This window comes from Streptococcus sp. 27098_8_12 (assembly GCF_041432115.1).
Classification (GTDB): Bacteria; Bacillota; Bacilli; order Lactobacillales; family Streptococcaceae; genus Streptococcus; species Streptococcus parasanguinis_V.
Genome location: NZ_JAPVZA010000008.1, coordinates 48636 through 72914, shown reverse-complemented (window position 1 = coordinate 72914; position 24279 = coordinate 48636). Strand labels below are relative to the sequence as shown.

Genomic DNA, 24279 nt, shown 5'->3' with positions numbered 1-24279 from the left:
AATAAAAAAGAGGTGAAAACCATAGCAAAGCAAGACTTATTCATCAATGATGAAATTCGTGTACGTGAAGTTCGCTTAATCGGTCTTGAGGGCGAACAATTGGGTATCAAACCACTTGGTGAAGCGCAAGCACTTGCGGACGACGCTAATGTGGACTTGGTTCTCATTCAACCTCAAGCTAAACCTCCTGTTGCGAAAATTATGGACTACGGTAAGTTCAAATTTGAGTACCAGAAGAAACAAAAAGAACAACGCAAAAAACAAAGCGTTGTGACCGTGAAAGAAGTTCGTTTGAGCCCAGTTATTGACAAGGGTGATTTCGATACAAAACTTCGCAATGCTCGCAAGTTCCTTGAAAAAGGGAACAAAGTGAAGGTTTCCATTCGCTTTAAGGGTCGTATGATCACCCATAAAGAGATTGGGGCAAAAGTTTTAGCCGACTTCGCTGAAGCAACTCAAGATATTGCTATCATCGAACAACGTGCTAAAATGGATGGTCGTCAAATGTTCATGCAGTTGGCACCAGCAACTGACAAGAAATAATCTGTCAGAAAGTTAAAAAAAGGAGAAAATATCATGCCAAAACAAAAAACACACCGCGCATCAGCTAAACGTTTCAAACGTACAGGTTCTGGTGGACTTAAACGTTTCCGTGCTTACACTTCTCACCGTTTCCACGGAAAAACTAAGAAACAACGTCGTCATCTTCGTAAAGCATCTATGGTGCATTCAGGAGATTTCAAACGTATCAAAGCAATGCTTACTCGCTTGAAATAATCGCGTATTTGTAAGTAAAGAATTCTAGGAAATATTGGAGGAAATATAAATGGCACGTGTTAAAGGTGGCGTTGTATCACGCAAACGTCGTAAACGTATTCTTAAATTAGCTAAAGGTTACTATGGAGCTAAACACATCTTGTTCCGTACTGCAAAAGAACAAGTAATGAACTCTTACTACTATGCATACCGTGACCGTCGTCAAAAGAAACGTGACTTCCGCAAATTGTGGATCACACGTATCAATGCGGCAGCTCGTATGAACGGACTTTCATACTCACAATTGATGCATGGTTTGAAATTGGCTGAGATCGAAGTTAACCGTAAAATGCTTGCTGACTTGGCTGTTAACGATGCAGCAGCTTTCACAGCTCTTGCAGATGCAGCTAAAGCAAAACTTGGTAAATAATGTTTATAAGACTGGGAAGATTTTCTCAGTCTTTTTTTCTTGCTAATTTCATGCTATAATGAAAATAATCGTAACCGATATGAGGAGAGATGGAGGATACAAAGGTGACACACAATCGACTAGCTTGGGATGAGTATTTTGCAGCACAGGCTTTGTTAATATCAAATCGAGCAACTTGTAAGCGAGCCAAGGTGGGTGCTGTATTGGTTAAGGATAATAAGGTCATTGCAACAGGGTATAATGGATCCGTTTCTGGGACAGATCATTGTCTAGAGGATGGCTGTCTTATGGTCGAGGGACACTGTGTCCGGACGATTCATGCGGAAGTCAATGCGATTTTGCAAGGAGCTGAACGTGGAATTCCTAAAGGCTTTACAGCTTATGTGACGCATTTTCCTTGTCTCAATTGTACCAAGCAGTTGCTTCAAGTCGGTTGCAAGCGAGTGGTATACATTCATCAGTACCGCATCGATGAATATGCCGAATACCTCTACCGCGAAAAAGAAGTAGAACTGGTTCATCTGCCGATTGAAGAAGTCAAAAAGGCTATTGCAGAGGCTGATTTTATTTAGGGAAGGCTTCCAGTCTATTTCATGATATGTTAGCAATCTAACTGGAAACCTGTCCAAATTAATGTTTAAGAGATAGCATTGAATAGATGGCTATCATGAAAAGAATGATGGAATCAAGAATAATGGTGTTAACGGAAAAACATAAAAATATAAGAAAGTTAGGAGAAAGTGATGACAAACCAAGAGAAACATCTTGAGGAAAATAAAGAACATAGTAAGATCAGTGAAGATTATCCCAATTCTGTATCTGTTCAGAATCCTCCAAAAGAAAATAGCTTACATTCTATTCTTCTTTCAGTAACCTTTTACCTATCCATTATCTATCTTGTATTGTTTGTCTTTTTCTTTGCACCTTGGGGTGATGGTTGGGGATTTGTCGTTTTGATTTTCCTTGGTCCAAACTTATTAAGTCTTGCGATTGGGGCCTTTCTAATTCGACTAGGGATGAAGAAGGGGAATAAAAGCCTTCTTTATGCGAGTATTGGACTCTATCTGCTGTCAATCATCTTGGCTTTTGATCCAGACTGGGAAATATTTCGAATTGCTCCCTTATGTTTAGGTGTTCTGGATTTAATCGGAACACTCCTGGTTAAAGAAGAGAAAAACTATTAATGAAAAAGGTAGGTATTGACAACTTTACTCAATAAAAAGTATTCGGGTCGATCAAAGCGATAGTTAAATCAATTCTTTTGTCGATTTTTGAGTGCTATTATTTTAAAGGATAACTAAGAGACTTTAGGAGGAAATGAAATGTCAGATCAACCAAAACATTCTGAAGTAAAAAAAGAAAAAGAGGAAAGGATTACAGATGAAGTTCGTTCACCTGTTGGTGAATTTGATTCAGAAAAGAGAGTTGGGACTTCAGGAATACTTTCTTTTGCCCTGCTCCTAGCCATTGCTTATATCGTTTTGCTTTTATTAGGTCTCTTTTCACTAGGATCATGGGTTGGTGGTTTTTTGTACTTTTTGGGGATCCATATTATTAGCTTCGTTATTGCCACTATCCTGCTTTGGAATGGAAATGTGAACGGCAATAAAGCAACTCTTTATATAGCAGCAGCTATTTATCTTTTTTCATTTATTGTTGCGGGTGATCCTTCTTGGGTGATTAATCATATACCACCGCTTGTGGTAGGAGTGCTGGTATTGATTGGAACTGTATTGTTAAAAAATGAAGAGTGATGATAGGAGGTAGGGTGTTCAATCCTATCTTTTTTATTTATTTCTGATAACTCACTAGGAAAACGGTTACAAACTGTGTTATAATTTAAATAAAATGAATAGTTAAATACTTTTCTTAGAAAGTAGAGGAGAATCTATGTCTAGAAAAAAATGGTATTGTATACTGCTAATTCTTGAAGCAATTCTTTATCTTGTTTCTTATGGTAGTAGTCTAGTAGAGAGCTATAATGCTCAAAATTTAAATGAAAATATACCACTGTTCAATGCCTCTAGTATTTTTTCTATCTGGAATGGAATGATTATTTGCTGGGTAATTTGGAGAATCATGAAGCAACGTTTAAATGTTGAAGGATTGATAGCTGTTCTTCTCCTCTCAATTACTCAACTACTGATGTTTTTTTTACCACCTTTTTCCTCAATAAATCTGCTGAACATTTCCTTTGTGCTAAATATCATTTGTTTAATATGGATTTGCTTGCTTATAAAGAATGTAGAAATGAGGGAGCTTTTAAACAATTGGAAAAGTAAAGATGGTTGGAAATCATCGATAGCTTATTTAGTACTATTTGTTGCCTCAACCAATATATCTCCATTATTTATATTGTTTGGTATGGATAGAACGAGTGTAATTTACGCTTTTACACTGCGATACACTGTAATGGAGTTAATGTTTCTACTTCTGATTAATGTTATGATCACAAGTACAAGTGATAAACTTCAGAAAGTATTTTCTCTTTTGCTCATTTTATCTTCCCTTGTTGAGATAGGTGTAGTATACTCTTTCATCTCTCGTATAAGCTTCTACGGTCTCTTTTATCTTCTCTTATCGATTTATATTGTTTGTCGTGTTTTTGGTTTGTTTGATAAAGTTGCAGATAGCTGGGAGTCCAAGGTGAAAGTACAAGATCTATCATCTATTGAAACTAAACCAGAGATGGAATACCCTCAAGTAGAAGGAGAGATAGATGTAAACGATCAGTTGAATGCTGATATACAATTAAACAATGATAAAGAAAATTCGCCAAAAAGAATTATTCTTCAGTCGTCCTGGTTATGGAGCGCCCTTATAATAGCAGTCTGTCACCTTGGTATTATGATTTTTCCTTTATTTTTAGGAAACCCCATGTATCTACTGATCTTATATATTGGTGCCATCCATTATATTTGTTTTATGATTGCGACTATATTACTTTTCATTGGTATGAGAAAAGGAAGTAAAGGACTCCTAAATGCGGCAGCTATCTTATTTGTTATTTCCATTATAGGTACGCCAGATACTTATTGGATAGGTCCAAATATTTTATCTTTTATTCTGGGAGTCTTGGTATTTATTGGAACTATATTATTTAAAAATGGAGACTGATTAAAGTAAATAGGGTTGAAAATTTTTAAAGATATGTTATCATTTATGTAGGTGGTAGGTTTTCGAGTACCCATTGGTACGCGGACACCTACCATTTTTGAAGATAAAAAAGCACCGTGTGAGGGTGCTAGATCTTGCCTGCTGAACTCGTCAATTGATAGATACCCTACGGGGTATTTTTGTGAACTTTTTAGGAACTTTGAGGACTGTTTAAGTCAGTTTAACTGGGTAGTGCATAGACTGAAAAAGCTGATTTAATGGGCTTTTTGAAAAACCATTTTCCATATCATATGTAATGTGTTATAATGAAGTGTTATATGGTCCCGATAAGGTGGTAGAAATCTTCTATCAGTACTTTGTAACTCTATAACAATATTTTTTTAAGGGGGGACATTTTTATGTCAGAACGTAAACTTTTCACGTCTGAATCAGTATCTGAGGGGCATCCAGATAAGATTGCAGACCAAATTTCAGATGCTATTTTAGATGCTATTTTAGAGCAAGATCCAGAATCACACGTTGCGGCTGAAACAGCTGTTTATACAGGTTCAGTCCATGTTTTTGGTGAAATTTCAACAAATGCATATGTCGATATTAACCGTGTTGTTCGCGATACGATTGCAGAAATTGGCTATACCAATACAGAATATGGTTTCTCTGCTGAAACTGTTGGAGTACACCCATCATTGGTGGAACAATCTCCTGATATCGCTCAAGGGGTAAACGAAGCCCTAGAAGTACGTGGGAATGCGGATCAAGATCCACTCGATTTGATCGGTGCAGGAGACCAAGGTCTCATGTTTGGTTTTGCGGTGGATGAAACAGAAGAACTCATGCCATTGCCAATTTCACTCAGCCATAAGTTGGTTCGTCGCTTGGCAGAATTGCGTAAGTCAGGTGAAATCAGCTATCTTCGTCCAGATGCGAAATCGCAGGTCACTGTTGAGTACGATGAAAACGACCGCCCAGTGCGCGTGGATACGGTTGTTATTTCAACCCAACACGATCCAGATGTCAGCAATGAACAAATCCACGAAGATGTGATTAACAAGGTCATTAAAGAAGTGATTCCAGCTTCTTACCTAGATGATGAGACTAAATTCTTCATCAACCCAACTGGCCGCTTTGTTATTGGTGGACCTCAAGGGGACTCAGGATTGACAGGTCGTAAGATCATCGTCGATACCTATGGTGGTTATTCACGTCACGGTGGTGGTGCCTTCTCTGGTAAAGATGCCACTAAGGTAGACCGTTCTGCTTCTTATGCAGCTCGTTACATTGCCAAAAATATCGTAGCGGCAGGTCTTGCTAAGAAATCAGAAGTGCAATTGGCTTATGCCATTGGGGTAGCTCAACCTGTCTCTGTTCGGATCGATACCTTTGGTACTGGAACAGTCGCTGAAAGTAAGCTTGAAAAAGCAGCACGTGAGCTCTTTGATCTTCGTCCTGCAGGGATTATTCAAATGTTGGATTTGGAACGTCCAATCTACCGTCAAACAGCGGCTTATGGCCATATGGGACGGACAGATATCGACCTTCCATGGGAACGTTTGGACAAGGTAGAAGCCTTGAAAGAAGCTGTAAAATAATTCGTTGAAATGGAAAAGTTAGGGTCAAGTTGATCCTAGCTTTTTTTCGTTTTGAAAATTCCTACAGATGGAAAAATAGGTCGATCTGTGGTATAATAGATGCAGTATTTTGAATACGTTGTCCCTTTTATTTTCGTTACAAAAAACGATAGTAAAAGGAAAAAGACTTGAAAGAGCTAATGAATTATTAAGATGAAAAAAATTGTAATAAATGGTGGTCACCCTCTAAAAGGAGAGGTGACCATTAGTGGTGCAAAAAATAGTGTAGTAGCCCTGATTCCGGCGACCATTCTGGCGGATGATATCGTGACCCTTGATGGGGTACCGGATATCTCCGACGTGGCGAGTCTGATTGAAATCATGACCATCATGGGGGCTAAGATCGAGCGCAAAGAAGACAGTTTGGTCATTGATCCACGTGGGGTGAAGAATATGCCCATGCCATTTGGAAAGATCAACAGTCTGCGAGCTTCCTATTATTTCTATGGCAGTTTGTTAGGGCGCTATGGTCAAGCAACTGTTGGACTTCCTGGTGGGTGTGACCTTGGCCCACGTCCGATCGATTTGCATTTGAAGGCCTTTGAAGCGATGGGAGCTGCTATGACCATGGATGGCTCTAGTATGAAACTTGCGACTGATGGCAAGCCTCTTCAAGGAGCAAACATCTACATGGATACTGTTAGTGTCGGTGCAACGATCAATACGATTTTGGCAGCAGTCAAGGCTGAAGGTCGGACAGTGATCGAAAATGCGGCGCGGGAACCTGAAATTATCGATGTGGTGACCTTGCTCAACAACATGGGAGCCCATATTCGTGGAGCAGGGACAGATATTATTATCATTGATGGTGTTCCACAATTGCATGGAACGAGACATCAGGTGATTCCAGATCGTATCGAAGCAGGAACCTATATTGCCCTTGCAGCTGCTATTGGGGAAGGTATCCAGATCAATAATGTCCTATATGAGCATTTAGAGAGCTATATTGCTAAGTTAGAGGAAATGGGTGTGCGCATGACCATTTCTGAAGATAGTATCTTTGTAGAAAAGCAGACGGGCTTGAAGGCGATCCAGATCAAAACATCTCCTTATCCTGGTTTTGCGACTGACTTGCAACAACCGATCACGCCTTTGCTCTTAACGGCTGTAGGACGTGGTCGCATTGTTGATACGATTTATGAAAAACGGGTCAACCATGTACCAGAATTAGCTAAAATGGGGGCCACCATTTCGACCTTGAACGACCACATTATCTATGAAGGGCCAAATCAATTGACAGGATCCAGTGTGAAAGCGACGGATCTTCGAGCTGGTGCGGCTTTAGTGATTGCAGGTCTTATGGCTTCTGGAACAACAGAAATTACAAATGTGGAATACATCCTTCGCGGGTATTCAGATATTATTCATAAATTGACCCAACTTGGAGCAGACATCCAGTTGGTAGAGGAATAGTGACAGAACTAGGGATCTGATAGTGGTGGCTGGATACACGAACAATGGAGTTTGAAATGAATATTTGGACACACTTAGCTGCCTATTCACTAATTGAAACACAAAGGTTGTATTTACGACCTTTTCTCTTTGAGGATGCGGAAGATTTTTATAAGATTGCTTCGAATCCTGATAACCTACAATTTATCTTTCCTGCACAAGCCGATCTTGCTGAAACTCAATATGTACTCGCCAACTATTTCATGAAAAATCCTTTGGGGGTTTGGGCGATCTGTGATAAGGAAACTAATCTGATGATCGGCTCCATCAAGTTTGAAAAGTTGGATGAAATTAAGGCTGAGGCTGAGTTAGGCTACTTTTTACGCAAAGATTTTTGGGGGAAGGGCCTGATGACAGAGGCGGTCAAAGAACTGGTCAATTTATCGTTTGAGAAATTTCAACTGAAGGAGCTTAAGATTGTTACCCATGTTGAAAATGCAGGGAGTCAAAAGGTCGCTTTGAAGGCTGGCTTTCGTCTCTTTCGTCAATTCAAAGGGAGTGACCGCTATACGCGTAAAATGCGCGATTATTATGATTTCCGCCTAGGTAGAGGGGACTTCTATGAGTAAACACCAAGAGATTTTAGACTATCTCGAAAAATTACCGATTGGAAAACGGGTCAGTGTCCGCAGTATCTCCAATTTTTTGAATGTCAGTGATGGGACGGCCTATCGTGCCATTAAAGAAGCTGAAAATCAAGGAATTGTCGAAACGCGTCCTAGAAGCGGGACCATCCGTGTCAAATCGCAAAAAGCTGTACTAGAGCACTTGACCTACCGGGAAATTTTAGAAATCACCGGTTCTGAAATATTAGCAGGTGAGGAAGGTCTCGAAAAAGAATTTAATAAATTTTACATTGGTGCTATGACGGAAAAGCACGTCCTTGACTATGTGTCTGAAGGGGGGCTTTTGATCGTGGGTGACCGCACTAGCATCCAACGATTGGCTCTTAAGCATGACAATGCGGTCTTAGTGACGGGTGGCTTTGAGGTCAGTGAGGATGTGATTGATCTGGCCAATCAGGTACAAATCCCAGTCATCCGAACTTCACACGATACCTATACCGTCGCGACCATGATCAATAAGGCCTTGTCTAACATGCAGATCAAGACGGATATCTTGACAGTAGAACAGGTCTATCGGCCCTTCCATGAGTACGGCTATCTTTCTGAGACGGATACGGTCCGGGATTATTTAGATTTGGTTCGAAAGAATCGCTTTAGTCGTTTTCCGGTTGTCAATCAGCACCAGATGGTAGTGGGCGTCGTGACCATGAGAGATGCTGGAGATAAGGCGCCTCAGACGACCCTTGATAAGGTGATGTCACGGACCATTTTTACCACTAATTTGTCCACCAGCATTGCGACGATTAGCCAACGGATGATCGCTGAAGATTATGAAATGATTCCTGTTGTTCGTAATAACCAGACCTTGCTGGGTGTTATTACGCGTCGAGATGTCATGGATCGGATTAGCAAGGTGCAATTTTCGAGCTTACCAACCTTTAGTGAGCAGATTGGTCAAAAGATTCAAACAGAAAACGACCATTACCAATTCACAGTGGAACCGAGTATGCTGGAGAAAAGCGGTGTTTTGGCCAATGGGGTCATGATCGAAGTGCTGATGAAGGTTGTTCGCAAGATGATGCAACACAGTGGGCGTAGCTTGATTGTCGAACAGTTGATTATCAATTTTTTACAGGCTGTGCAGGTGGATGACGTGATCCGTATTGAACCCCAACTTGTTCGGCGAACCAGACGTTCAGCCTTGGTTGATTTTAGCTTGTATTTAGATCTGCAGCTAGTCGCGAAAGCAACCATTACGATTAAGATTAATTAAACAAAAAGAAATGAGGAGACAATGATTACATTAAAATCACAACGTGAAATTGAAGCCATGGATCGTGCAGGAGATTTCCTTGCCAGCATCCATATTGGATTACGTGACTTGATCAAGCCAGGGCTTGATCTATGGGAAGTAGAAGAATATGTCCGTCGTCGCTGTAAAGAAGCTAATGTCTTGCCGCTTCAAATCGGTGTAGAAGGTAGTCTCATGGACTATCCTTATGCGACTTGCTGTGGTTTGAATGACGAAGTAGCCCATGCTTTTCCACGTCACGTCATTCTCAAAGATGGGGATCTCCTCAAGGTAGACATGGTCTTGTCAGAACCACTGGATAAATCTGTTTTGGATGTATCGAAATTAGATTTTGATAATGTGGCGCAAATGAAGAAATACACTGAGTCTTATAGTGGTGGCTTGGCGGACTCTTGCTGGGCTTATGCGGTTGGAAATGTTTCGCAAGAAGTCAAAGATTTGATGGACGTGACCAAAGAATGTCTCTATAAGGGAATTGAGAAAGCGGTCGTTGGCAATCGCTTGGGGGATATTGGCGCAGCGATTCAAGAGTATGCGGAAAGCAAAGGCTATGGCGTGGTGCGTGATTTGGTCGGACACGGTGTCGGGCCTACTATGCATGAAGAACCAATGGTCCCACATTACGGTCGTGCGGGACGCGGTCTTCGCTTACGTGAAGGTATGGTCTTGACGATTGAGCCAATGATCAATACCGGTACTTGGGAGATTGATACAGATATGGAAACTGGTTGGGCCCATAAGACCCTTGACGGTGGCCTTTCTTGTCAATACGAGCATCAATTTGTGATTACAAAAGATGGTCCAGTGATCTTGACTAGTCAAGGTGAAGAAGGAACATACTAAAAAATAGAGAGGAAAGAATGGAGCTGAAGGCAAGTGTCTGGTTTCGCTCTTTGCTCTTTTTTAGTAAAATGGGGAGGTGACGAATGAAAAAGGTCTTACAAAAAGTACTGGGACAGCCATTTATAAAGGGCTTCGTGCGATTTTATCAGAGCGCAGAGTCTGATATCACCAGCATTGCGGTTGCCTATTATTTGTTGATCTCCATTTTCCCTTTGATGCTGATTGCAGCCAATATTTTACCCTACTTTCATATTCGTCCCACTCAGATTCTTTTAAGCTTACAGAAAGTTTTGCCAGCCTCCTTATATCGAATAGTGGCACAGATGATTTCGAGTGTGTTGACCAAACCTTCGACAGGCTTACTGAGTTTCTCGATTATTTCTGCTTTGTGGATCTTCTCTCAGAGCATTGCCTACCTCCAAAAAGCCTATAACAAGAGTTATGGGGTGGAAAAAGAGCGTGGTATTATCTGGGGGCGACTCTTTAGCTTTCTGATCAGTTTTGCCTTGCAGGGCTTGTTTGGACTCTCGCTCATTCTTTCCATGTTTGGGAAAATGATCGTTCGCTATCTCTATCGGACCTTTTCATTTGATCGGACGATTTATGTGCGCTTACTGAATTTGACAGAGCCGACCATCTACCTTTTGCTATTTGTCAGTCTGGTCTTGCTCTATTACACCCTTCCAAATGTCAAAATTCCAAAATTTAGATATGTATTGCCAGGGGCGACCTTCGTTGTTGCTGTCCTGTATGCGATCTTGAATATCTTTTGGAAATATGTGGATCGTTATGTGAGTCATTTCTTAGATGCTCGTTTCTTCGGTTCGGTCGTCCTAGCGGTCATTATGTTCTGGTTCATCTTGGTAGCTAAAATCATGATTATTGGTTGTATTTTAAACGCCAGTATCCAGTTTGCTAGAGAAGCCAAGTTCCAAACGCGCAGTGGAGAAATTGTCTCTAAGTTAAAATCAGAAGAAGTGGACTTTCGGCATAGAGAAGTTTCACAAACATTAAAGCGTCGATTACGCTTGATAAAAAAAGATAAAAAGGAATAAGGGAGAGTGGGACAGAAATCGGTCATTCGTTAGAATTCGATTTCGTCGTCCCACCTCCGCACAATTGAGTAGGGCTGTAAAAGCTGATGAAATCAGCGTAGTAGAGCCCACTCAACTACTGCGTCTTGCTCGACAATCCAAAAACAATTGAGAGGCTAGGACTTTTGTCCCAGCCTCTTTTTTTTATCCATTTTATTGCAAATGCAACAAAAATGTGTTATGCTATTGTCAATAGGAAAGGAGGAGTGAGATGAGTATTTTGCGTGAGATTGGCATCATTGCGCGAGCACTGGATTCTATAGCAAATATTGAATTTCGAGATTTAGATTTGGCGCGTGGTCAATACCTCTATCTGGTGCGAATTGCCGAGCAACCTGGAATGATTCAGGAAGAACTCTCTGAGCTCTTAAAAGTCGATCGCTCAACTGTTGCCCGATCCGTAAAAAAACTAGAAGAACGAGGATTGATTCAGCAGCGCCCAAGGGGTGAAAACCTTAAAACCAAGGAATGGGAATTAACTGAAAAAGGCAAGCAGATTTACCCCTTCATTTTAGGGGAACATCTTTACTCTGAGACAACTGCCTTAAAAGGATTTTCCAAAGAAGAAGTCGCACAGTTAGAGGAGTATCTGATCCGAGTTCGTGAGAATATCACCCTGGATTGGGAACTAGTCAAAAAAGGTCAAAAAAGAAATTATAGTGAGGTAAAGCAATGAAAGTGACAGTCGATCAAGCATTTTGGGATTTATTTCCAACAGCTAGAATTACAGTGATGTCCTTGTATGGCATTGATAATACAGTAGATGAAGCCAAGGATCCTTATTTCAAAGAATTATTGGACAAGGGTGCCAAGCGAGCATGGGAATTTATCGATGAAGAAAACTATACCCAGAGTGAGTTCGTTCAAGAGTGGCGCCAAGCTTTTAGCAAGTTTAAAACAAAAAAAGGAGCCCGATCTTCCATCGAGGCACTCTTAAAACGGGTTTACCAGGGACGTGAATTCTATCCGATTAATCCTTTGGTGGATCTTTACAATAGCGTGTCGATGGCTTATGCCCTTCCTTGTGGGGGAGAAGATATGGATAAATTGGTGGGTGGCCTCTCTCTAGGTCAAGCGAAAGGAGGCGAACCTTTCTTTCCATTAGGAGCTGACGAAGATGCGCCAGCTTTGGAAGGGGAGATCATCTACTACGACCAAGAAGGCGCCGTTTGCCGTTGTTTGAATTGGCGTGAGGCTCAAAGAACCATGCTAACTGAAGATACCAAGGACGCTATTTTGGTCATTGAAGCCATCAACGAGGAGCAGGCCAAACGAGCCCAAACAGCCATGCAGGAATTGAAAGATCTAGCCAAGGATTATTTTGGGGTTGAAGGCACCATCTATCAATTAAGTGCAGAGCATGCAAGTATAGAAGTTTAAAAGAATAAGGCTTGAAACAATCGTTTCAAGCCTTATTTTTGTTTTTAAAGACAAAGAGTTTACTAAAGACGTAATTGAGGACCACAATGGCCACTTGTGCAAAGAGGGTTTCAATCAGATTGATTTGACTCTTGTTATTGTTGACAAATTGCCCGATAATTCCTGGGAATTGCTTGACAAAAATCTCAGTCAAGGCCATATCTAGAATAAAGGTCCCAGAGCGCGCAATTGCAAATCGAATCAAGCGCTGAAACCAGCCCTTTCTTTCTTGTTTAAAGACAATGGTATCGTTGGTCGCAAAGGCAAAGAGGATCCCAGCGATGTTTCCAATCGCGGTCGCTAATCGTTCATCACGAGACACTTGATAGATGAAGAGGCGGGTTCCGACGGAAACAATGGTTGTGGCAACCCCAAAAAAGAGATAGGATAAAATTTCATTATCAAAAAATTTTTTAATTAGTATTTTCATAAATTCAGTCTACCATAAAACCTCAAAATATGCTATACTTGAAAGGTTGAAGAAATCAAACCTTCAACCCTTGGTGCTTAAGATCCTTTCGCCAAGCATATTACACGCGGGAAAACCGCTAAAGGAGAATAGATGAAACAGTTAACTGCTCGTGATATGGCACAAATTGCCATTGTTGCTGCGATTTATATCGTATTGACCATTACCCCACCTCTTAACGCTATGGCCTACTATGGCTATCAATTCCGTGTTTCGGAAATGATGAATTTCTTAGCTTTTTACAATAAGAAGTACTTGATTGCGGTGACGCTTGGTTGTATGATTGCTAACTTATTTAGTTTTGGATGGATCGATGTCTTTGTTGGTGGAGGTTCAACCTTTGTCTTCTTAGGACTTGGACTCATTCTATTTGGTCGATTCAAAAACAAGTTCTTGTTTGACGGTCTTATTCGCTTGGACCATTTCTTGTTTGCGATTTTCTTTTCCATCTCCATGTTTACGATTGCCTTGGAACTATACTACCTTCAAGGCCAACCATTCCTCTATAACTGGTTGACTATGGGATTGGGTGAATTCGCATCCTTGATTTTTGGAGCGATTGTGATCAATCAACTTTCTAAACGGATCGATTTTACAAAATAGGAAAAGGGAGCTTTGGCTCCTTTTTTTAATGCTAAGAATGCAGTAAATTCAAGGCTAAATTAAGATTTTATGATAAAATAAGAACATGAAAACCAGAATGAAAGAATTAGTGGAATTACTCAATCGATATGCTTACGAGTATTACACAAAAGACGCTCCATCTGTTTCAGATAGTGAATATGATCAATTATATCGGGAGTTGGTGGAACTAGAAACTGCTCATCCAGATGAGATCTTACCAGAGAGTCCAACTCACCGTGTAGGTGGTGTGGTTTTAAAAGGCTTTACCAAATACCAGCACCAGTATCCCCTTTATAGTTTGCAGGATGCTTTTTCGCGTGAAGAATTAGAAGCCTTTGATCAGCGTGTCCGTAAGGAATTTCCTTCTATCAGCTATGTATGTGAGCTGAAAATCGATGGCTTGTCCATTTCCCTCACCTATGAAAATGGAGTCCTCGTAACGGGGGCGACACGTGGGGATGGTTCTGTCGGTGAGGATATTACAGAGAACCTCAAGCGGGTCAAGGACATTCCTTTGGTGTTACCAGAGCCAGTGAACATTACAGTTCGAGGCGAGTGCTACATGCCACGGGCTTCCTTTGATCGGGTCAATCAGATCCGTCAAGAAAACGGCGAGCCGGAGTTTGCTAATCCGCGGAATGCTGCTGCAGGAACACTTCGCCAATTGGATACGACAATCGTGGCCAAGCGAAATCTTGCAACCTTCTTGTATCAAGAAGTGAGTCCGACGGATCAAAGCAGTCAGGAAGGCGTGCTTCAGAAATTAGCCCGCTTAGGGTTTGTCGTGAACCAAGAGCGAGTGCTGGCTGAGGATATGGAGCAAATTTGGGACTTCATCCAAAAAGTAGCTCAGCTTCGAGAGGATCTTCCCTACGATATCGATGGGATCGTCATCAAGGTCAATGATCTAGCTGTTCAAGAAGAACTAGGCTTTACCGTAAAAGCTCCTAAATGGGCTGTCGCCTATAAGTTTCCAGCTGAAGAAAAAGAAGCGAAAATCTTATCAGTGGATTGGACCGTTGGACGAACCGGTGTTGTGACGCCAACTGCCAATTTAACTCCAGTCCAGCTAGCAGGAACCACTGTTAGCAGGGCAACCTTGCACAATGTGGACTATATTGCTGAAAAGGATATTCATCAGGATGATACCGTCATCGTCTACAAGGCGGGTGATATCATTCCTGCGGTCTTGCGTGTTGTCAAAGATAAACGGGTATCTGATCAAGCATTAGCCATTCCAACTCATTGTCCGAGCTGTCAGAGTGAGTTGCTTCATTTCGAGGATGAGGTGGCCCTTCGCTGTATCAATCCGCTCTGTCCAGCTCAGATTAAGGAAGGATTGAACCACTTTGCAAGTCGGGATGCTATGAATATCACAGGCTTGGGTCCAGCTATTGTAGAGAAACTTTTCGCAGCTCAGTTGGTAGAGGATGTAGCTGGGATCTATCGTCTGACAGTCGAGGATCTTTTGACCTTAGAAGGCTTTAAAGAAAAATCTGCTGAAAAACTCCATGAAGCCATTCAAGCTTCAAAAGAAAACTCAGCTGAGAAGTTACTCTTTGGTTTGGGGATCCGCCATGTTGGTAGCAAGGTTAGTCAAATCTTGCTCCAAGAATTCCATGACCTCGATCAATTGGCTACAGCGGATCCAGAACGAATTGCCAGCATTGACAGTCTCGGTATGGTCGTGGCTGAAAGCCTCAAGCGTTATTTTGCACAAGAAGGATCCAAGCGCCTATTGCAAGAGCTTAAAGAAGCTGGTGTCAATATGACTTATCTTGGTGAAAAAGTCGCTGCTGATGCGGCCCTCTCAGGAATGACAGTCGTTTTGACTGGGAAGCTAGAACGACTCACACGTTCAGAAGCTAAGGCAAAATTAGAAAGTCTGGGCGCTAAGGTAACTGGATCGGTTTCCAAAAAAACAGATTTGGTCGTTGCAGGTAGTGACGCTGGTAGCAAGTTAACCAAAGCACAAGAATTAGGAATCCAGGTAGAAGATGAGGCCTGGCTTGAAAGTTTATAGAGGATCTTTATGGTAGAACGAATCAAAAAAGCCCGTTTAATTTATAATCCGACCTCTGGGCAAGAAATTATCAAGAAAAATATAGCGGAAGTCTTGGACGTACTCGAAGATGTGGGCTATGAAACTAGCGCTTATCAAACGACTCCAGAACCATTTTCTGCCCAAAATGAAGCAGAAAGAGCCGCTAAGGCAGGCTTTGATTTAATCATTGCCGCTGGTGGAGATGGTACGATTAACGAAGTGGTCAATGGGGTTGCAGGTCTGGAAAATCGTCCGCAGATGGCCTTTATCCCGACCGGTACCACCAATGACTATGCGCGTGCCTTGAAGATACCGATGGGAGATCCTGTGGCGGCTGCTCGCATTATCGAAAAGAATCAAACCATTCAAATGGACATTGGTCGTGCCTATGGCAGCAAGTATTTCATCAACATTGCTGCAGCAGGAACCATGACAGAATTGACCTTCAGTGTTCCAAGTAGTGTTAAATCTCGCTTGGGTTACTTTGCCTATGTAGCAGAAGCTGCTAAAATGTTGCCGCGAAACAAGGCTCGTAAGGTGCGGATCGAACACGATAATGGCGTTTTTGAAGGTCCAGCTTCGATGATTTTTGTGGCTTTGACCAACTCCATTGCTGGTTTTGAAAGTGTCGCACCAGATGCTAAGCTCGATGATGGAAATTTTACCTTGATTATCGTCAAGACTGCCAATCTCTTTAACATGTTGTCCTTGATGATTCAGGCTATTAATGGAGGCAAGCATGTGCACGATGAAAATGTAGAATATCTTAAGACCAAGAAGTTGTCGATCGAAATGTTAGGGAAAAATGCTCAACCATTCCGCATCAATCTAGATGGCGAATATGGGGGAGATACTCCAGTTGAATTGGAAGTCTTTCATAATCACTTGGAATTCTTTGCAAATATTGATGAAATCAACAACGATGCTTTGGTTCACACATCTGAAGAATAAAAACAAATAGTTGGAACCATGTACGTGTTTCACGTGCGAATGGTTCCTTCGGTATCAAATTGGAAATAGGAAAATGTTATGCGACAATACCATGTAAAGCTTCATTTTCATAAGCAAAAAGGAAATTATTTTGCCTATGATATGTGGCAATGGCAGGATCAAGTAGAAGGAAAATCAGTCTCTTTCTCCAAGTTAGATTATTTTGGAGTAGAGGGAAATCTGGTATATGAGAGTGAGGATGCCTTGAACCGGGGTCATGTCTTGGTTAAAGAGGGAGATTGGCTCACCAAAACCCGTGATTTTGAAATCGAACTCTTACCAGAAGGGCATGTTCGAGAAGTTTGGATTCTCGATGGGGACGATACTGTCTATTATTCTTTGCAAGCTGCTTTGACGAGTCATGCTTATAGTCATCGTCAGCCTCATGCCTACGATATGGCGACCCATGCCAAGGAATTTGACACCAAATGGGCTTATCAAGGCTGGCTTGGTCATCGGGAGGAAGAAGGGGAGTATTGCTTTAAACTATGGGCTCCTACTGCCAAGAAAGTTGAATTGTTGCTCTATCAATCAACAGACTTGGATGCGCCTATTTGGAAGACTATTCCGATGATGCGAGGCAAACAAGAGTCTAGCTACCATCCAGAAAACACCCACGGTGTTTGGATTCTAGATTTTCTAGGAAATTTAAGTGGCATGGCTTATCAATATCGTGTGCATTTTGAACACCAGAATCAAGTGACGCGCGATCCTTATAGCATTGCAACGACAGCCGATGGAATGCGCTCAGCCATTCTCTCAAGAGCAGATCGTCAGTTTGATTGGGGCACTAAAAAAGGCGCCGATGCGACTCCCTGGCGCCTGGACAATCCTTGTCAAGCAGTGATCTATGAGATGCACCTTCGGGATTTGACCAAGTCACCGACATCAGGTGTAGACGAGTCTTTGCGTGGGACCTATCTGGGGGCTTGCCAAGAAGGAACTGTCAATAGCCATGGCGATGCGACTGCCTTTGATTATATCCGTCAGTTAGGGGTCAATGTTGTGCAATTACAGCCGATATCTGATCGCTATAAACAGTACGATGAAGAAGGTCGTGTGACCTACAATTGGGGTTACGACGTTCAGAATTATTCTGCACCAGAAACCAGTTTTTCAACGGATCCATCCAATCCCAAACAAACCATGAAAGAGCTTAAAACTATGATCCGGGCTTATCATGACGCTGGGATTTCGGTAGTCATAGATGTGGTCTACAATCATACCTACTCAACTGAGCATGGTCCTTTCCAAAATACAGTGCCCGATTATTATTACCGGATGGAGCCAGATGGGCGCTTCCAAAATGGGACAGGTGTCGGAAATGAGACGGCAAGTGAGCATGAAATGTACCGCAAGTACATGATTGATTCCCTTACGCACTGGGTCAAAGAGTACCAGATCGATGGTTTCCGCTTTGATTTGATGGGCATTCACGATGTGACGACAATGAATGCTATTCGGGAGGCGATGGATGCTCTGGATCCTCGCATTCTCCTTTATGGAGAAGGTTGGGATATGGGAACCGGTCTCGCACCAGAGGATAAGGCTAAGAAAGACAATGCGGCGCAATTGCCACGTATTGGATTCTTTAACGACACGGAGCGCGATGCCATTAAAGGAGCTGAGGTTTATGGTTCCATCAAACGTGGCTTTGTCAGCCGAAAATCAACAGAGAATATCGTTGCGCGTGCTGTTCTAGGCAGTGCAGAGCTGGGTCATTATTTAAGTCCGAATCAGGTTTTGAATTATGTGGAGGCTCATGACAATTATAATCTCTATGACTTGCTTCAGACCCTCCATCCAAATGAAGAAGTAGCAGGCTTAGTCAAGCGCTCAGAGTTGGCTACGGCCATGAACCTGCTCTTCCAGGGTATGACCTTTATGCAATTGGGTCAAGAGTTTATGCGGACTAAATTGGTAGCGACAGGTCCTGATGGAGAGATCACTCCTTTGGATCGTGAGCGGGCCATGAATTCCTACAATGCTCCAGATTTTGTGAATCAGGTCAACTGGGATCTGGTCAGTCAAAACAAGGAATCAATTGCCTATATCCGAAGCTTGATCAATTTGAAGACAAGTCTTCCTGTCTTAGGGCTTGAAAGCTATGATAAAATCTACCAACAAGTCTTTATCCAATCTGCAACTAATTGTAGTGGACTTCTGATATTTGAACTAACAGGAGACAAGAAGTACTTGGTCATCTTCAACGCCAGCGGACTTCCATATTACCTCCAAAATTCAAATAAATTGAAATTGATGGTTGGGAATAGTCGTCATAAACGACCATTCTATGTGGAGAATTTAACAGCTTCTGTTTTTGAAGTCCTAGATGAAGGTAAAGCGTAATCTTTTTAAAGAAATCACAAAATCCCTGAGTTTTTAAACTCAGGGATTCTCTTTATTTAGAAGAACTGCTACTGGTCTCTGTTGAGGAAGAACTATCGTCTTCTGGGTGCAATTCTTTATAAGTAGGTGCCTTGAAGAGATCAACGGTGGACTGATTGCCACGTTGGTTATAAAGGCTGGTTGATTTGTCACCTTTTTCCTTTTCAATCTTCTTCAATGCCTTGAAGGAATTAGTGTAGGAATAATCATCTGGATTGACTTTTCCAAGATCATTGCCCTTGAAGAAGCGAAGGAGGTCACCGGTCTGGATGCTATCGCTAATCTTCAATTGAAGGTTAGCAGCTTCCCTAATCTTGTCCAGTTCTTCCTTGGTTTTTTCGTCTGGGTTCGTGATTTCTTCACCTGTTTTAGTGTAATAGGTCCGGCCACTATAGCTTGTATACTCAGGAGTTACAAAGTAGTTAGCGGAGCGGAAGGCGACGATTTGATCATGATCTGGTGAGAGCATATCTTGACCAACTTGGAGGAATTTGTTGGATTCAATACCTAGCAAATGTTCCAAGGTTGGAAGCATATCAATTTCGCCACCATAGGTATCAATGATGCCACCCTTATCAATACCTGGAACGACTACCATATAAGGTACGCGTTGCAACATGGCATTGTCATAGCTTGACCACGTTTCAGAGTTCTTACCAAGTAGAGGAGCAAGAGCTGGGTTACGGGAGTTTGAAATTCCGTAGTGGTCCCCATAGAGAACGATGATGGAATTTTTGTAAAGACCAGATTCTTTCAGGTAATCAAAGAAGGCTTTGATCGAAGAATCCAGGTAGTTAGCGGTCGCAAAGTAGCCATTGATGGTTTCGTCCTGTGTCTTAGCTAGAGGGAAGCCGAGATCATCTCCTGACAAGCTAGTTGTATAAGGATAGTGGTTGGAAACCGTAATGAACTTCGTATAGAAAGGCTGTTGCAATCTTTCTAGGTATTTGATGGAATCCTTGAGCATGTATTTGTCATTAAGACCATACTGGAAGGAATTGCTGCTGTTTTGTTTGGTGAAGTAGCTGGCATCAAAGAAGTAATTGTAGCCCCATTGTTTATAGGCGGTATTCCGGTTCCAGAAACTTCCAGCATTCCCGTGGAAAACAGCGCTTGAGTTGTAACCATTTTTTGAAAGAATAAATGGTGCAGCCTGTTGGGTATTGGTTCCACCATAGTTCACCATAAAGGAACCTTGGTTGAGTCCGAAGAGGCCTGTTTCAATCATGGTCTCAGCATCGGACGTTTTCCCTGCCTTGACTTGGTTAAAGACGTTTGAAAAGGCAAAGGTTTCTTTCGAGTGGTAAAGTGAGTTTAAGAAAGGTGTCACTTCATATTCTTTATCGTCTACTTTCAACTTGTAATCGATCAAGAATTGTTGGAAACTTTCCAGGTGAATGTAGATGACATTACGGCCTTTGGCCATTCCAAAGTACTCAGGATTAGGCTTGGCATAATGCTGTTGGATATATTCTTCCACCGGTTTTAAATCTGCTTCGGAGGCTTTGGAACGTTCTTTGTTGGCAGCATAGGTCTGGTTAGCACTGTAACCTAGAAAGGCTGGTAAGCCTAGGGCACGAACGACATAGTAGTTTGAGAACCCACGAGTCAAGAGCTCAGGCCGGTCAATTTCTGCAAGGAAAAGATTGGCCGAAAAGAGCATAGCAGACAAAGATGTGATCGCAAAACTAGCTCGTTTATTGAAGGGACGGTTATCCATTCGAATCCATTTCTTAAAGAAGAAGAAAGCTAGAATCGGGAAATCCAAAATATAAATCACATCCCAAGGGCGGAACAATTCTAAAGCAGCAGCTCCGAGACCGGCAGACACTTTGCTCGAAGCCAACATGGTATTAACTGTTACAAAGTCTGTAAATTCTCGATAATAAATGGAATTGGAAATCAACCAGATAAATAAGAGAAGGTAGATCCCAAAAGCCAAACTATAAAAGAGCTTGGTAGGTTTGATATAGAGTGCTAGACCGATTAACAGTAAGCTGACCGGAAATGGGTTGATCACTGCTAGAAAGATCTGATAAGGTCCCTGAATGTCTAAATTAAAATCAACTGAATAGGCCCACATGGTTTTGAACCAGTAGAGCAGCAGAAGGGTCAAGACAAATCCTAGTCTGGTACTCATGAAATTGAGTATCGAATTCGTAATTTTTTTCACAAAATGTTACTTCCTTGTCTTATTTCCTAAAAATTTTCATATACAAGTATACCACATTTTTATGGAGAAAGAAAAAAATGACTGTAAAGAAGAGGAAAGAAATAGGAGAGATACGGTATTTTATATCGTTCAAAGCTAAATGATGAGAGCTAGGATAAAATGGTAAAAAAAGTTCCAGTAAATAAAGCCTCCCTTTGTGAAAACTGCAGACTTTTGCTATAATAGAGGGTATGAAAAAACTCACAGTCAGTCGGCAAGTAGCTCGAAAACTAAAACAAGGACAATCGCTCCTTGAAAAGCAAGACCTTGATTCGCATCCTACCTTGGATCAAGCGATTCAATTGCTTTCAGGTGATGGTCAATCCCTCGGAGTCGGATACTTATCTGAACAGAATAAAGGAATTGGATGGTTTGTTTCTCAAGAGTTGGTTGCTTTTGATCAAGCCTTTTTTACGGAACTTTTCATCAAAGCCAAGCAATATCGTCGTTCTTATTATGAGGATGAGAAGACAACTGCTTTTCGTCTCTTTAACCAAGAGGGCGATGGTTTTGGCGGCTTTACGGTTGACTTATATGATGAGTTTGTTGTCTTTTCTTGGTACAACCTTTATGTGTATCAGATCAAGGAAATCATTTTAGCGGCCTTTCAAGAAGTTTTTCCTGAAGTCCGAGGGGGCTATGAAAAGATTCGCTTTAAAGGCTTGGACTATGAATCGGCCCATGTGTATGGTGAAGAAGCTCCGCAAGAATTTTTGATTCTGGAAAATGGGGTCTCTTACCAAGTCTTTCTCAATGATGGCTTGATGACGGGGATCTTTTTGGATCAGCATGAAGTTCGAGGAAGTTTGGTCGATGGCTTAGCTGCTGGACAGTCCTTGCTCAATATGTTCTCTTATACAGCTGCTTTTTCTGTTGCTGCGGCAATGGGTGGAGCAGTTGAGACAACATCGGTCGATCTGGCTAAGAGAAGTAGAGAATTATCAGAAGCGCATTTTGTGGCAAATGGCTTGGCGCTGGATGCTCATCGTTTTGTCGTGATGGATGTCTTTGACTATTACAAATATGCCAAACGCCATGACCTAAGCTATGATGTGATCGTGCTCGATCCGCCTAGCTTTGCGCGGAATAAAAAACGGACTTTTTCAGTCGCTAAAGATTACCATCGGTTGGTCAGCGAGGCCCTTGAGATTTTAAATCCAGGTGGGACCTTGATTCTCAGTACCAATGCGGCAAATGTGACCAAAGATAAATTTAAAAAACAAATCGAAAAGGGATTTCAAGGTCGTAAGCATCGCTATGTAGCGGAATATGGACTTCCGGGTGATTTTCGATGGAACAAGAAAGAAGAAAGTAGTAATTACTTAAAAGTATTTACGATTAGGGTGGATGTATGAAGTTAGTTGTTTCGATTATGCCTCGCTCCTTAGAAGAGGCGCAACAACTAGATAGTTCGCGTTACGAGGATGCAGATGTTATTGAGTGGCGTGCGGACTTTTTAGAAAAAAGCGAGATCTTAACTGTTGCTCCTGCAGTTTTTGAAAAATTTGCTGGACGCGAAATTTTATTCACCTTGCGGACTCGAGCTGAAGGTGGAGAGATGGAGCTGACCAACGAGGAATATGTTGGAATCCTGAAAGATATTCAATCCATCTATCATCCGGATTATATCGATTTCGAGTATTATAGTCACCGTGAAGTCTTTGAAGAAATGTTGGAATTTTCAAATCTTGTGCTCAGTTACCATAATTTCCAAGAGACACCGGAAAATATGATGGAGATCTTATCGGAATTGACCAGCTTTTCTCCAAAATTAGTCAAGGTATCCGTTATGGCCCACAATGAACAAGATGTTCTTGACTTGATGAATTATACGCGTGGTTTCAAGACACTGAACCCTGAACAAGAATATGTAACGATTTCCATGGGCAAGGTCGGGAAGATTTCGCGCTTGACAGCTGATTTGACAGGCTCTTCCTGGTCTTATGCTAGAGTCGGAGAAGAAAGTGCTCCAGGTCAAATTCCTCTTGAAAACATGAGAAGAATTCGGGAGTTATTAAATGAAGATTGACGGATATACTCGGATGGCAGCGGTCATTGCCCATCCCATTCGTCATAGTATTTCTCCTTTCATCCATAATCTAGCCTATGAATTAACAGCGACCAATGCTGCTTACCTGGCTTGGGATATTGCTGAAGAAGATTTAGAAAGCACTGTCAGCCAAATCCGGAAGTTAGATATGATCGGGGCCAATATTTCCATGCCTTTTAAGCAAAAGGTCTTTCCTTATTTAGATGAAGTGGATGAGATGGCTCTAAAGATCGGCTCTGTCAATACCATCGTTCACCGTGATGGCAAGCTTAAGGGCTATAATACGGATGGGATTGGTTTCTTTCGTAGTTTACCTCCAGCTTTCTCCATTAAGGGAAAAACAATGGTTCTCTTAGGTGCAGGTGGTGCAGCTTTAGCGATTATTGCGCAGGCGATTCATCTAGGTGTAAAACGTATCCTTGTCTTTGTAAGAGAGGAAAGATTGGTCCATTATCGTTCCAAGGTTCAGTTACTAGAAGATGCCTTTGATTTCTTGATAGAATTGTATGCGATTGAGAAAAATGAAGACGTTCAAAGCTCCTTTAATCAAGCCGATCTCATCTTAAATGCCACTGGTGTTGGGATGGATAGTGAGTCTCTTCCGATAGCGAGTCACTTGACCTTTCCCCCACATGCCTTAATCGTAGAGATGGCCTACTATCCGGCAGTGACCCCCTTTTTGCAACTAGCAGTGAATCAAGGAAACCAGAGGGTAAATGGGTTGGGAATGCTCTTTTATCAAGCTGAAGCAGCCTTTGAATTGATGACTGGGAAAGTATTTCCTACAGAGTCTGTATGGGAAGCATTGACAACAGAATATCACCAATTTGTATGTGACTAAGAGAGGGTTTTACCTTTTCCTATTGAAAAAGCTTTATGAGATTA

At 41.7% G+C, this 24279-nt stretch carries 24 protein-coding genes and 1 riboswitch; of the genes, 22 read left to right on the top strand and 2 right to left on the bottom strand.

Translation table 11 applies throughout. The features are described from left to right. Positions 1-12 precede the first annotated feature (12 nt). The 15 genes from infC (at position 13) to O3629_RS04565 (ending at position 12578) form a co-directional block, all read left to right on the top strand. On the top strand, positions 13-543 hold the full coding sequence (gene infC / locus O3629_RS04635) for a translation initiation factor IF-3 (RefSeq protein ID WP_006597373.1): 531 nt from the start codon (positions 13-15) through the stop codon (positions 541-543). A 33-nt stretch (positions 544-576) separates the two neighbouring features. Then, positions 577-777 (top strand): 50S ribosomal protein L35, encoded by a 201-nt coding sequence (gene rpmI / locus O3629_RS04630; protein WP_001125942.1) that lies wholly within the window; start codon positions 577-579, stop codon positions 775-777. A gap of 49 nt (positions 778-826) precedes the next feature. After that, positions 827-1186, top strand: a complete 360-nt coding sequence (gene rplT, locus O3629_RS04625) for a 50S ribosomal protein L20 (RefSeq protein ID WP_000124834.1) — start codon at positions 827-829, stop codon at positions 1184-1186. Positions 1187-1290: 104 nt separating this feature from the next. Next, a complete protein-coding gene (locus tag O3629_RS04620; protein WP_285308090.1) occupies positions 1291-1758 on the top strand; it encodes a deaminase in 468 nt (155 codons plus the stop codon). A gap of 171 nt (positions 1759-1929) precedes the next feature. Continuing rightward, complete coding sequence (locus O3629_RS04615; protein ID WP_371608788.1) at positions 1930-2370, top strand: hypothetical protein; 441 nt, start codon at positions 1930-1932, stop codon at positions 2368-2370. Between the two features lie 138 nt (positions 2371-2508). Next, positions 2509-2940, top strand: coding sequence for a hypothetical protein (locus tag O3629_RS04610; protein WP_371608787.1), 432 nt, complete (start codon positions 2509-2511; stop codon positions 2938-2940). 136 nt (positions 2941-3076) lie between these two features. Next, complete coding sequence (locus O3629_RS04605; protein WP_371608786.1) at positions 3077-4303, top strand: ABC transporter permease; 1227 nt, start codon at positions 3077-3079, stop codon at positions 4301-4303. A 398-nt stretch (positions 4304-4701) separates the two neighbouring features. Then, entirely contained in the window at positions 4702-5892 is a 1191-nt protein-coding gene (metK, locus tag O3629_RS04600; RefSeq protein ID WP_371608785.1) for a methionine adenosyltransferase, read from the top strand. 192 nt (positions 5893-6084) lie between these two features. Next, positions 6085-7344 (top strand): UDP-N-acetylglucosamine 1-carboxyvinyltransferase, encoded by a 1260-nt coding sequence (locus O3629_RS04595; RefSeq protein WP_070673921.1) that lies wholly within the window; start codon positions 6085-6087, stop codon positions 7342-7344. A gap of 56 nt (positions 7345-7400) precedes the next feature. After that, complete coding sequence (locus O3629_RS04590) at positions 7401-7952, top strand: GNAT family N-acetyltransferase (RefSeq protein ID WP_371608784.1); 552 nt, start codon at positions 7401-7403, stop codon at positions 7950-7952. Next, positions 7945-9222 (top strand): CBS-HotDog domain-containing transcription factor SpxR, encoded by a 1278-nt coding sequence (spxR, locus tag O3629_RS04585; RefSeq protein WP_021153022.1) that lies wholly within the window; start codon positions 7945-7947, stop codon positions 9220-9222. The genes O3629_RS04590 and spxR overlap by 8 nt, the downstream gene beginning before the upstream one ends. A 21-nt stretch (positions 9223-9243) precedes the next feature. After that, complete coding sequence (locus tag O3629_RS04580) at positions 9244-10104, top strand: methionyl aminopeptidase (RefSeq protein ID WP_049483232.1); 861 nt, start codon at positions 9244-9246, stop codon at positions 10102-10104. An 83-nt stretch (positions 10105-10187) separates the two neighbouring features. Then, on the top strand, positions 10188-11159 hold the full coding sequence (locus O3629_RS04575; protein WP_201090168.1) for a YihY/virulence factor BrkB family protein: 972 nt from the start codon (positions 10188-10190) through the stop codon (positions 11157-11159). A 250-nt stretch (positions 11160-11409) separates the two neighbouring features. Continuing rightward, entirely contained in the window at positions 11410-11874 is a 465-nt protein-coding gene (locus O3629_RS04570) for a MarR family winged helix-turn-helix transcriptional regulator (RefSeq protein WP_003006732.1), read from the top strand. Next, complete coding sequence (locus O3629_RS04565; RefSeq protein WP_223344534.1) at positions 11871-12578, top strand: B3/4 domain-containing protein; 708 nt, start codon at positions 11871-11873, stop codon at positions 12576-12578. The genes O3629_RS04570 and O3629_RS04565 overlap by 4 nt, the downstream gene beginning before the upstream one ends. Positions 12579-12603: 25 nt before the next feature. Here O3629_RS04565 and O3629_RS04560 read toward each other — a convergent pair whose 3' ends face one another. Beyond that, positions 12604-13047 carry a GtrA family protein gene (locus O3629_RS04560; protein WP_003006737.1) on the bottom strand — a complete coding sequence of 148 codons (444 nt, stop codon included), beginning with the start codon at positions 13045-13047 and terminating at the stop codon, positions 12604-12606. 28 nt (positions 13048-13075) lie between these two features. Further along, a riboswitch (PreQ1 riboswitch) is annotated at positions 13076-13182 on the top strand. Here O3629_RS04560 and O3629_RS04555 point away from each other — a divergent pair. The 4 genes from O3629_RS04555 (at position 13180) to pulA (ending at position 19093) form a co-directional block, all read left to right on the top strand. Beyond that, complete coding sequence (locus O3629_RS04555) at positions 13180-13689, top strand: QueT transporter family protein (RefSeq protein ID WP_045759324.1); 510 nt, start codon at positions 13180-13182, stop codon at positions 13687-13689. (Overlaps the previous riboswitch by 3 nt.) An 85-nt stretch (positions 13690-13774) precedes the next feature. Next, complete coding sequence (gene ligA / locus O3629_RS04550) at positions 13775-15733, top strand: NAD-dependent DNA ligase LigA (RefSeq protein WP_371608783.1); 1959 nt, start codon at positions 13775-13777, stop codon at positions 15731-15733. A 9-nt stretch (positions 15734-15742) separates the two neighbouring features. Next, a complete protein-coding gene (locus O3629_RS04545; protein ID WP_045759326.1) occupies positions 15743-16705 on the top strand; it encodes a diacylglycerol kinase family lipid kinase in 963 nt (320 codons plus the stop codon). 78 nt (positions 16706-16783) lie between these two features. Further along, entirely contained in the window at positions 16784-19093 is a 2310-nt protein-coding gene (gene pulA / locus O3629_RS04540; protein ID WP_201089684.1) for a type I pullulanase, read from the top strand. Between the two features lie 52 nt (positions 19094-19145). On the opposite strand, the gene O3629_RS04535 is transcribed toward pulA, so the two are convergent. Beyond that, positions 19146-21305: an LTA synthase family protein gene (locus O3629_RS04535; protein ID WP_371608782.1), complete on the bottom strand. Its 2160-nt coding sequence runs from the start codon at positions 21303-21305 to the stop codon at positions 19146-19148. Positions 21306-21535: 230 nt separating this feature from the next. Between O3629_RS04535 and O3629_RS04530 the strand changes: the two genes are divergently transcribed. Genes O3629_RS04530 through aroE form a run of 3 tightly spaced genes read left to right on the top strand, consistent with a single transcriptional unit; the run spans position 21536 to position 24235 of the window. Beyond that, positions 21536-22699: a class I SAM-dependent rRNA methyltransferase gene (locus O3629_RS04530; RefSeq protein ID WP_371608781.1), complete on the top strand. Its 1164-nt coding sequence runs from the start codon at positions 21536-21538 to the stop codon at positions 22697-22699. Continuing rightward, a complete protein-coding gene (gene aroD, locus O3629_RS04525; RefSeq protein ID WP_134974149.1) occupies positions 22696-23373 on the top strand; it encodes a type I 3-dehydroquinate dehydratase in 678 nt (225 codons plus the stop codon). The genes O3629_RS04530 and aroD overlap by 4 nt, the downstream gene beginning before the upstream one ends. Further along, complete coding sequence (aroE, locus tag O3629_RS04520; protein WP_371608780.1) at positions 23363-24235, top strand: shikimate dehydrogenase; 873 nt, start codon at positions 23363-23365, stop codon at positions 24233-24235. The genes aroD and aroE overlap by 11 nt, the downstream gene beginning before the upstream one ends. Positions 24236-24279 lie beyond the last annotated feature (44 nt).

Bases quoted from the DNA above. Each gene is read 5' to 3' on its own strand.
- rpmI (WP_001125942.1), top strand. From the start codon at position 577: ATGCCAAAACAAAAAACACACCGCGCATCAGCTAAACGTTTCAAACGT.
- rplT (WP_000124834.1), top strand. From the start codon at position 827: ATGGCACGTGTTAAAGGTGGCGTTGTATCACGCAAACGTCGTAAACGT.
- O3629_RS04615 (WP_371608788.1), top strand. From the start codon at position 1,930: ATGACAAACCAAGAGAAACATCTTGAGGAAAATAAAGAACATAGTAAG.
- O3629_RS04610 (WP_371608787.1), top strand. From the start codon at position 2,509: ATGTCAGATCAACCAAAACATTCTGAAGTAAAAAAAGAAAAAGAGGAA.
- O3629_RS04605 (WP_371608786.1), top strand. From the start codon at position 3,077: ATGTCTAGAAAAAAATGGTATTGTATACTGCTAATTCTTGAAGCAATT.
- metK (WP_371608785.1), top strand. From the start codon at position 4,702: ATGTCAGAACGTAAACTTTTCACGTCTGAATCAGTATCTGAGGGGCAT.
- O3629_RS04595 (WP_070673921.1), top strand. From the start codon at position 6,085: ATGAAAAAAATTGTAATAAATGGTGGTCACCCTCTAAAAGGAGAGGTG.
- O3629_RS04590 (WP_371608784.1), top strand. From the start codon at position 7,401: ATGAATATTTGGACACACTTAGCTGCCTATTCACTAATTGAAACACAA.
- spxR (WP_021153022.1), top strand. From the start codon at position 7,945: ATGAGTAAACACCAAGAGATTTTAGACTATCTCGAAAAATTACCGATT.
- O3629_RS04580 (WP_049483232.1), top strand. From the start codon at position 9,244: ATGATTACATTAAAATCACAACGTGAAATTGAAGCCATGGATCGTGCA.
- O3629_RS04575 (WP_201090168.1), top strand. From the start codon at position 10,188: ATGAAAAAGGTCTTACAAAAAGTACTGGGACAGCCATTTATAAAGGGC.
- O3629_RS04570 (WP_003006732.1), top strand. From the start codon at position 11,410: ATGAGTATTTTGCGTGAGATTGGCATCATTGCGCGAGCACTGGATTCT.
- O3629_RS04565 (WP_223344534.1), top strand. From the start codon at position 11,871: ATGAAAGTGACAGTCGATCAAGCATTTTGGGATTTATTTCCAACAGCT.
- O3629_RS04560 (WP_003006737.1), bottom strand. From the start codon at position 13,047: ATGAAAATACTAATTAAAAAATTTTTTGATAATGAAATTTTATCCTAT.
- O3629_RS04555 (WP_045759324.1), top strand. From the start codon at position 13,180: ATGAAACAGTTAACTGCTCGTGATATGGCACAAATTGCCATTGTTGCT.
- ligA (WP_371608783.1), top strand. From the start codon at position 13,775: ATGAAAACCAGAATGAAAGAATTAGTGGAATTACTCAATCGATATGCT.
- O3629_RS04545 (WP_045759326.1), top strand. From the start codon at position 15,743: ATGGTAGAACGAATCAAAAAAGCCCGTTTAATTTATAATCCGACCTCT.
- pulA (WP_201089684.1), top strand. From the start codon at position 16,784: ATGCGACAATACCATGTAAAGCTTCATTTTCATAAGCAAAAAGGAAAT.
- O3629_RS04530 (WP_371608781.1), top strand. From the start codon at position 21,536: ATGAAAAAACTCACAGTCAGTCGGCAAGTAGCTCGAAAACTAAAACAA.
- aroD (WP_134974149.1), top strand. From the start codon at position 22,696: ATGAAGTTAGTTGTTTCGATTATGCCTCGCTCCTTAGAAGAGGCGCAA.
- aroE (WP_371608780.1), top strand. From the start codon at position 23,363: ATGAAGATTGACGGATATACTCGGATGGCAGCGGTCATTGCCCATCCC.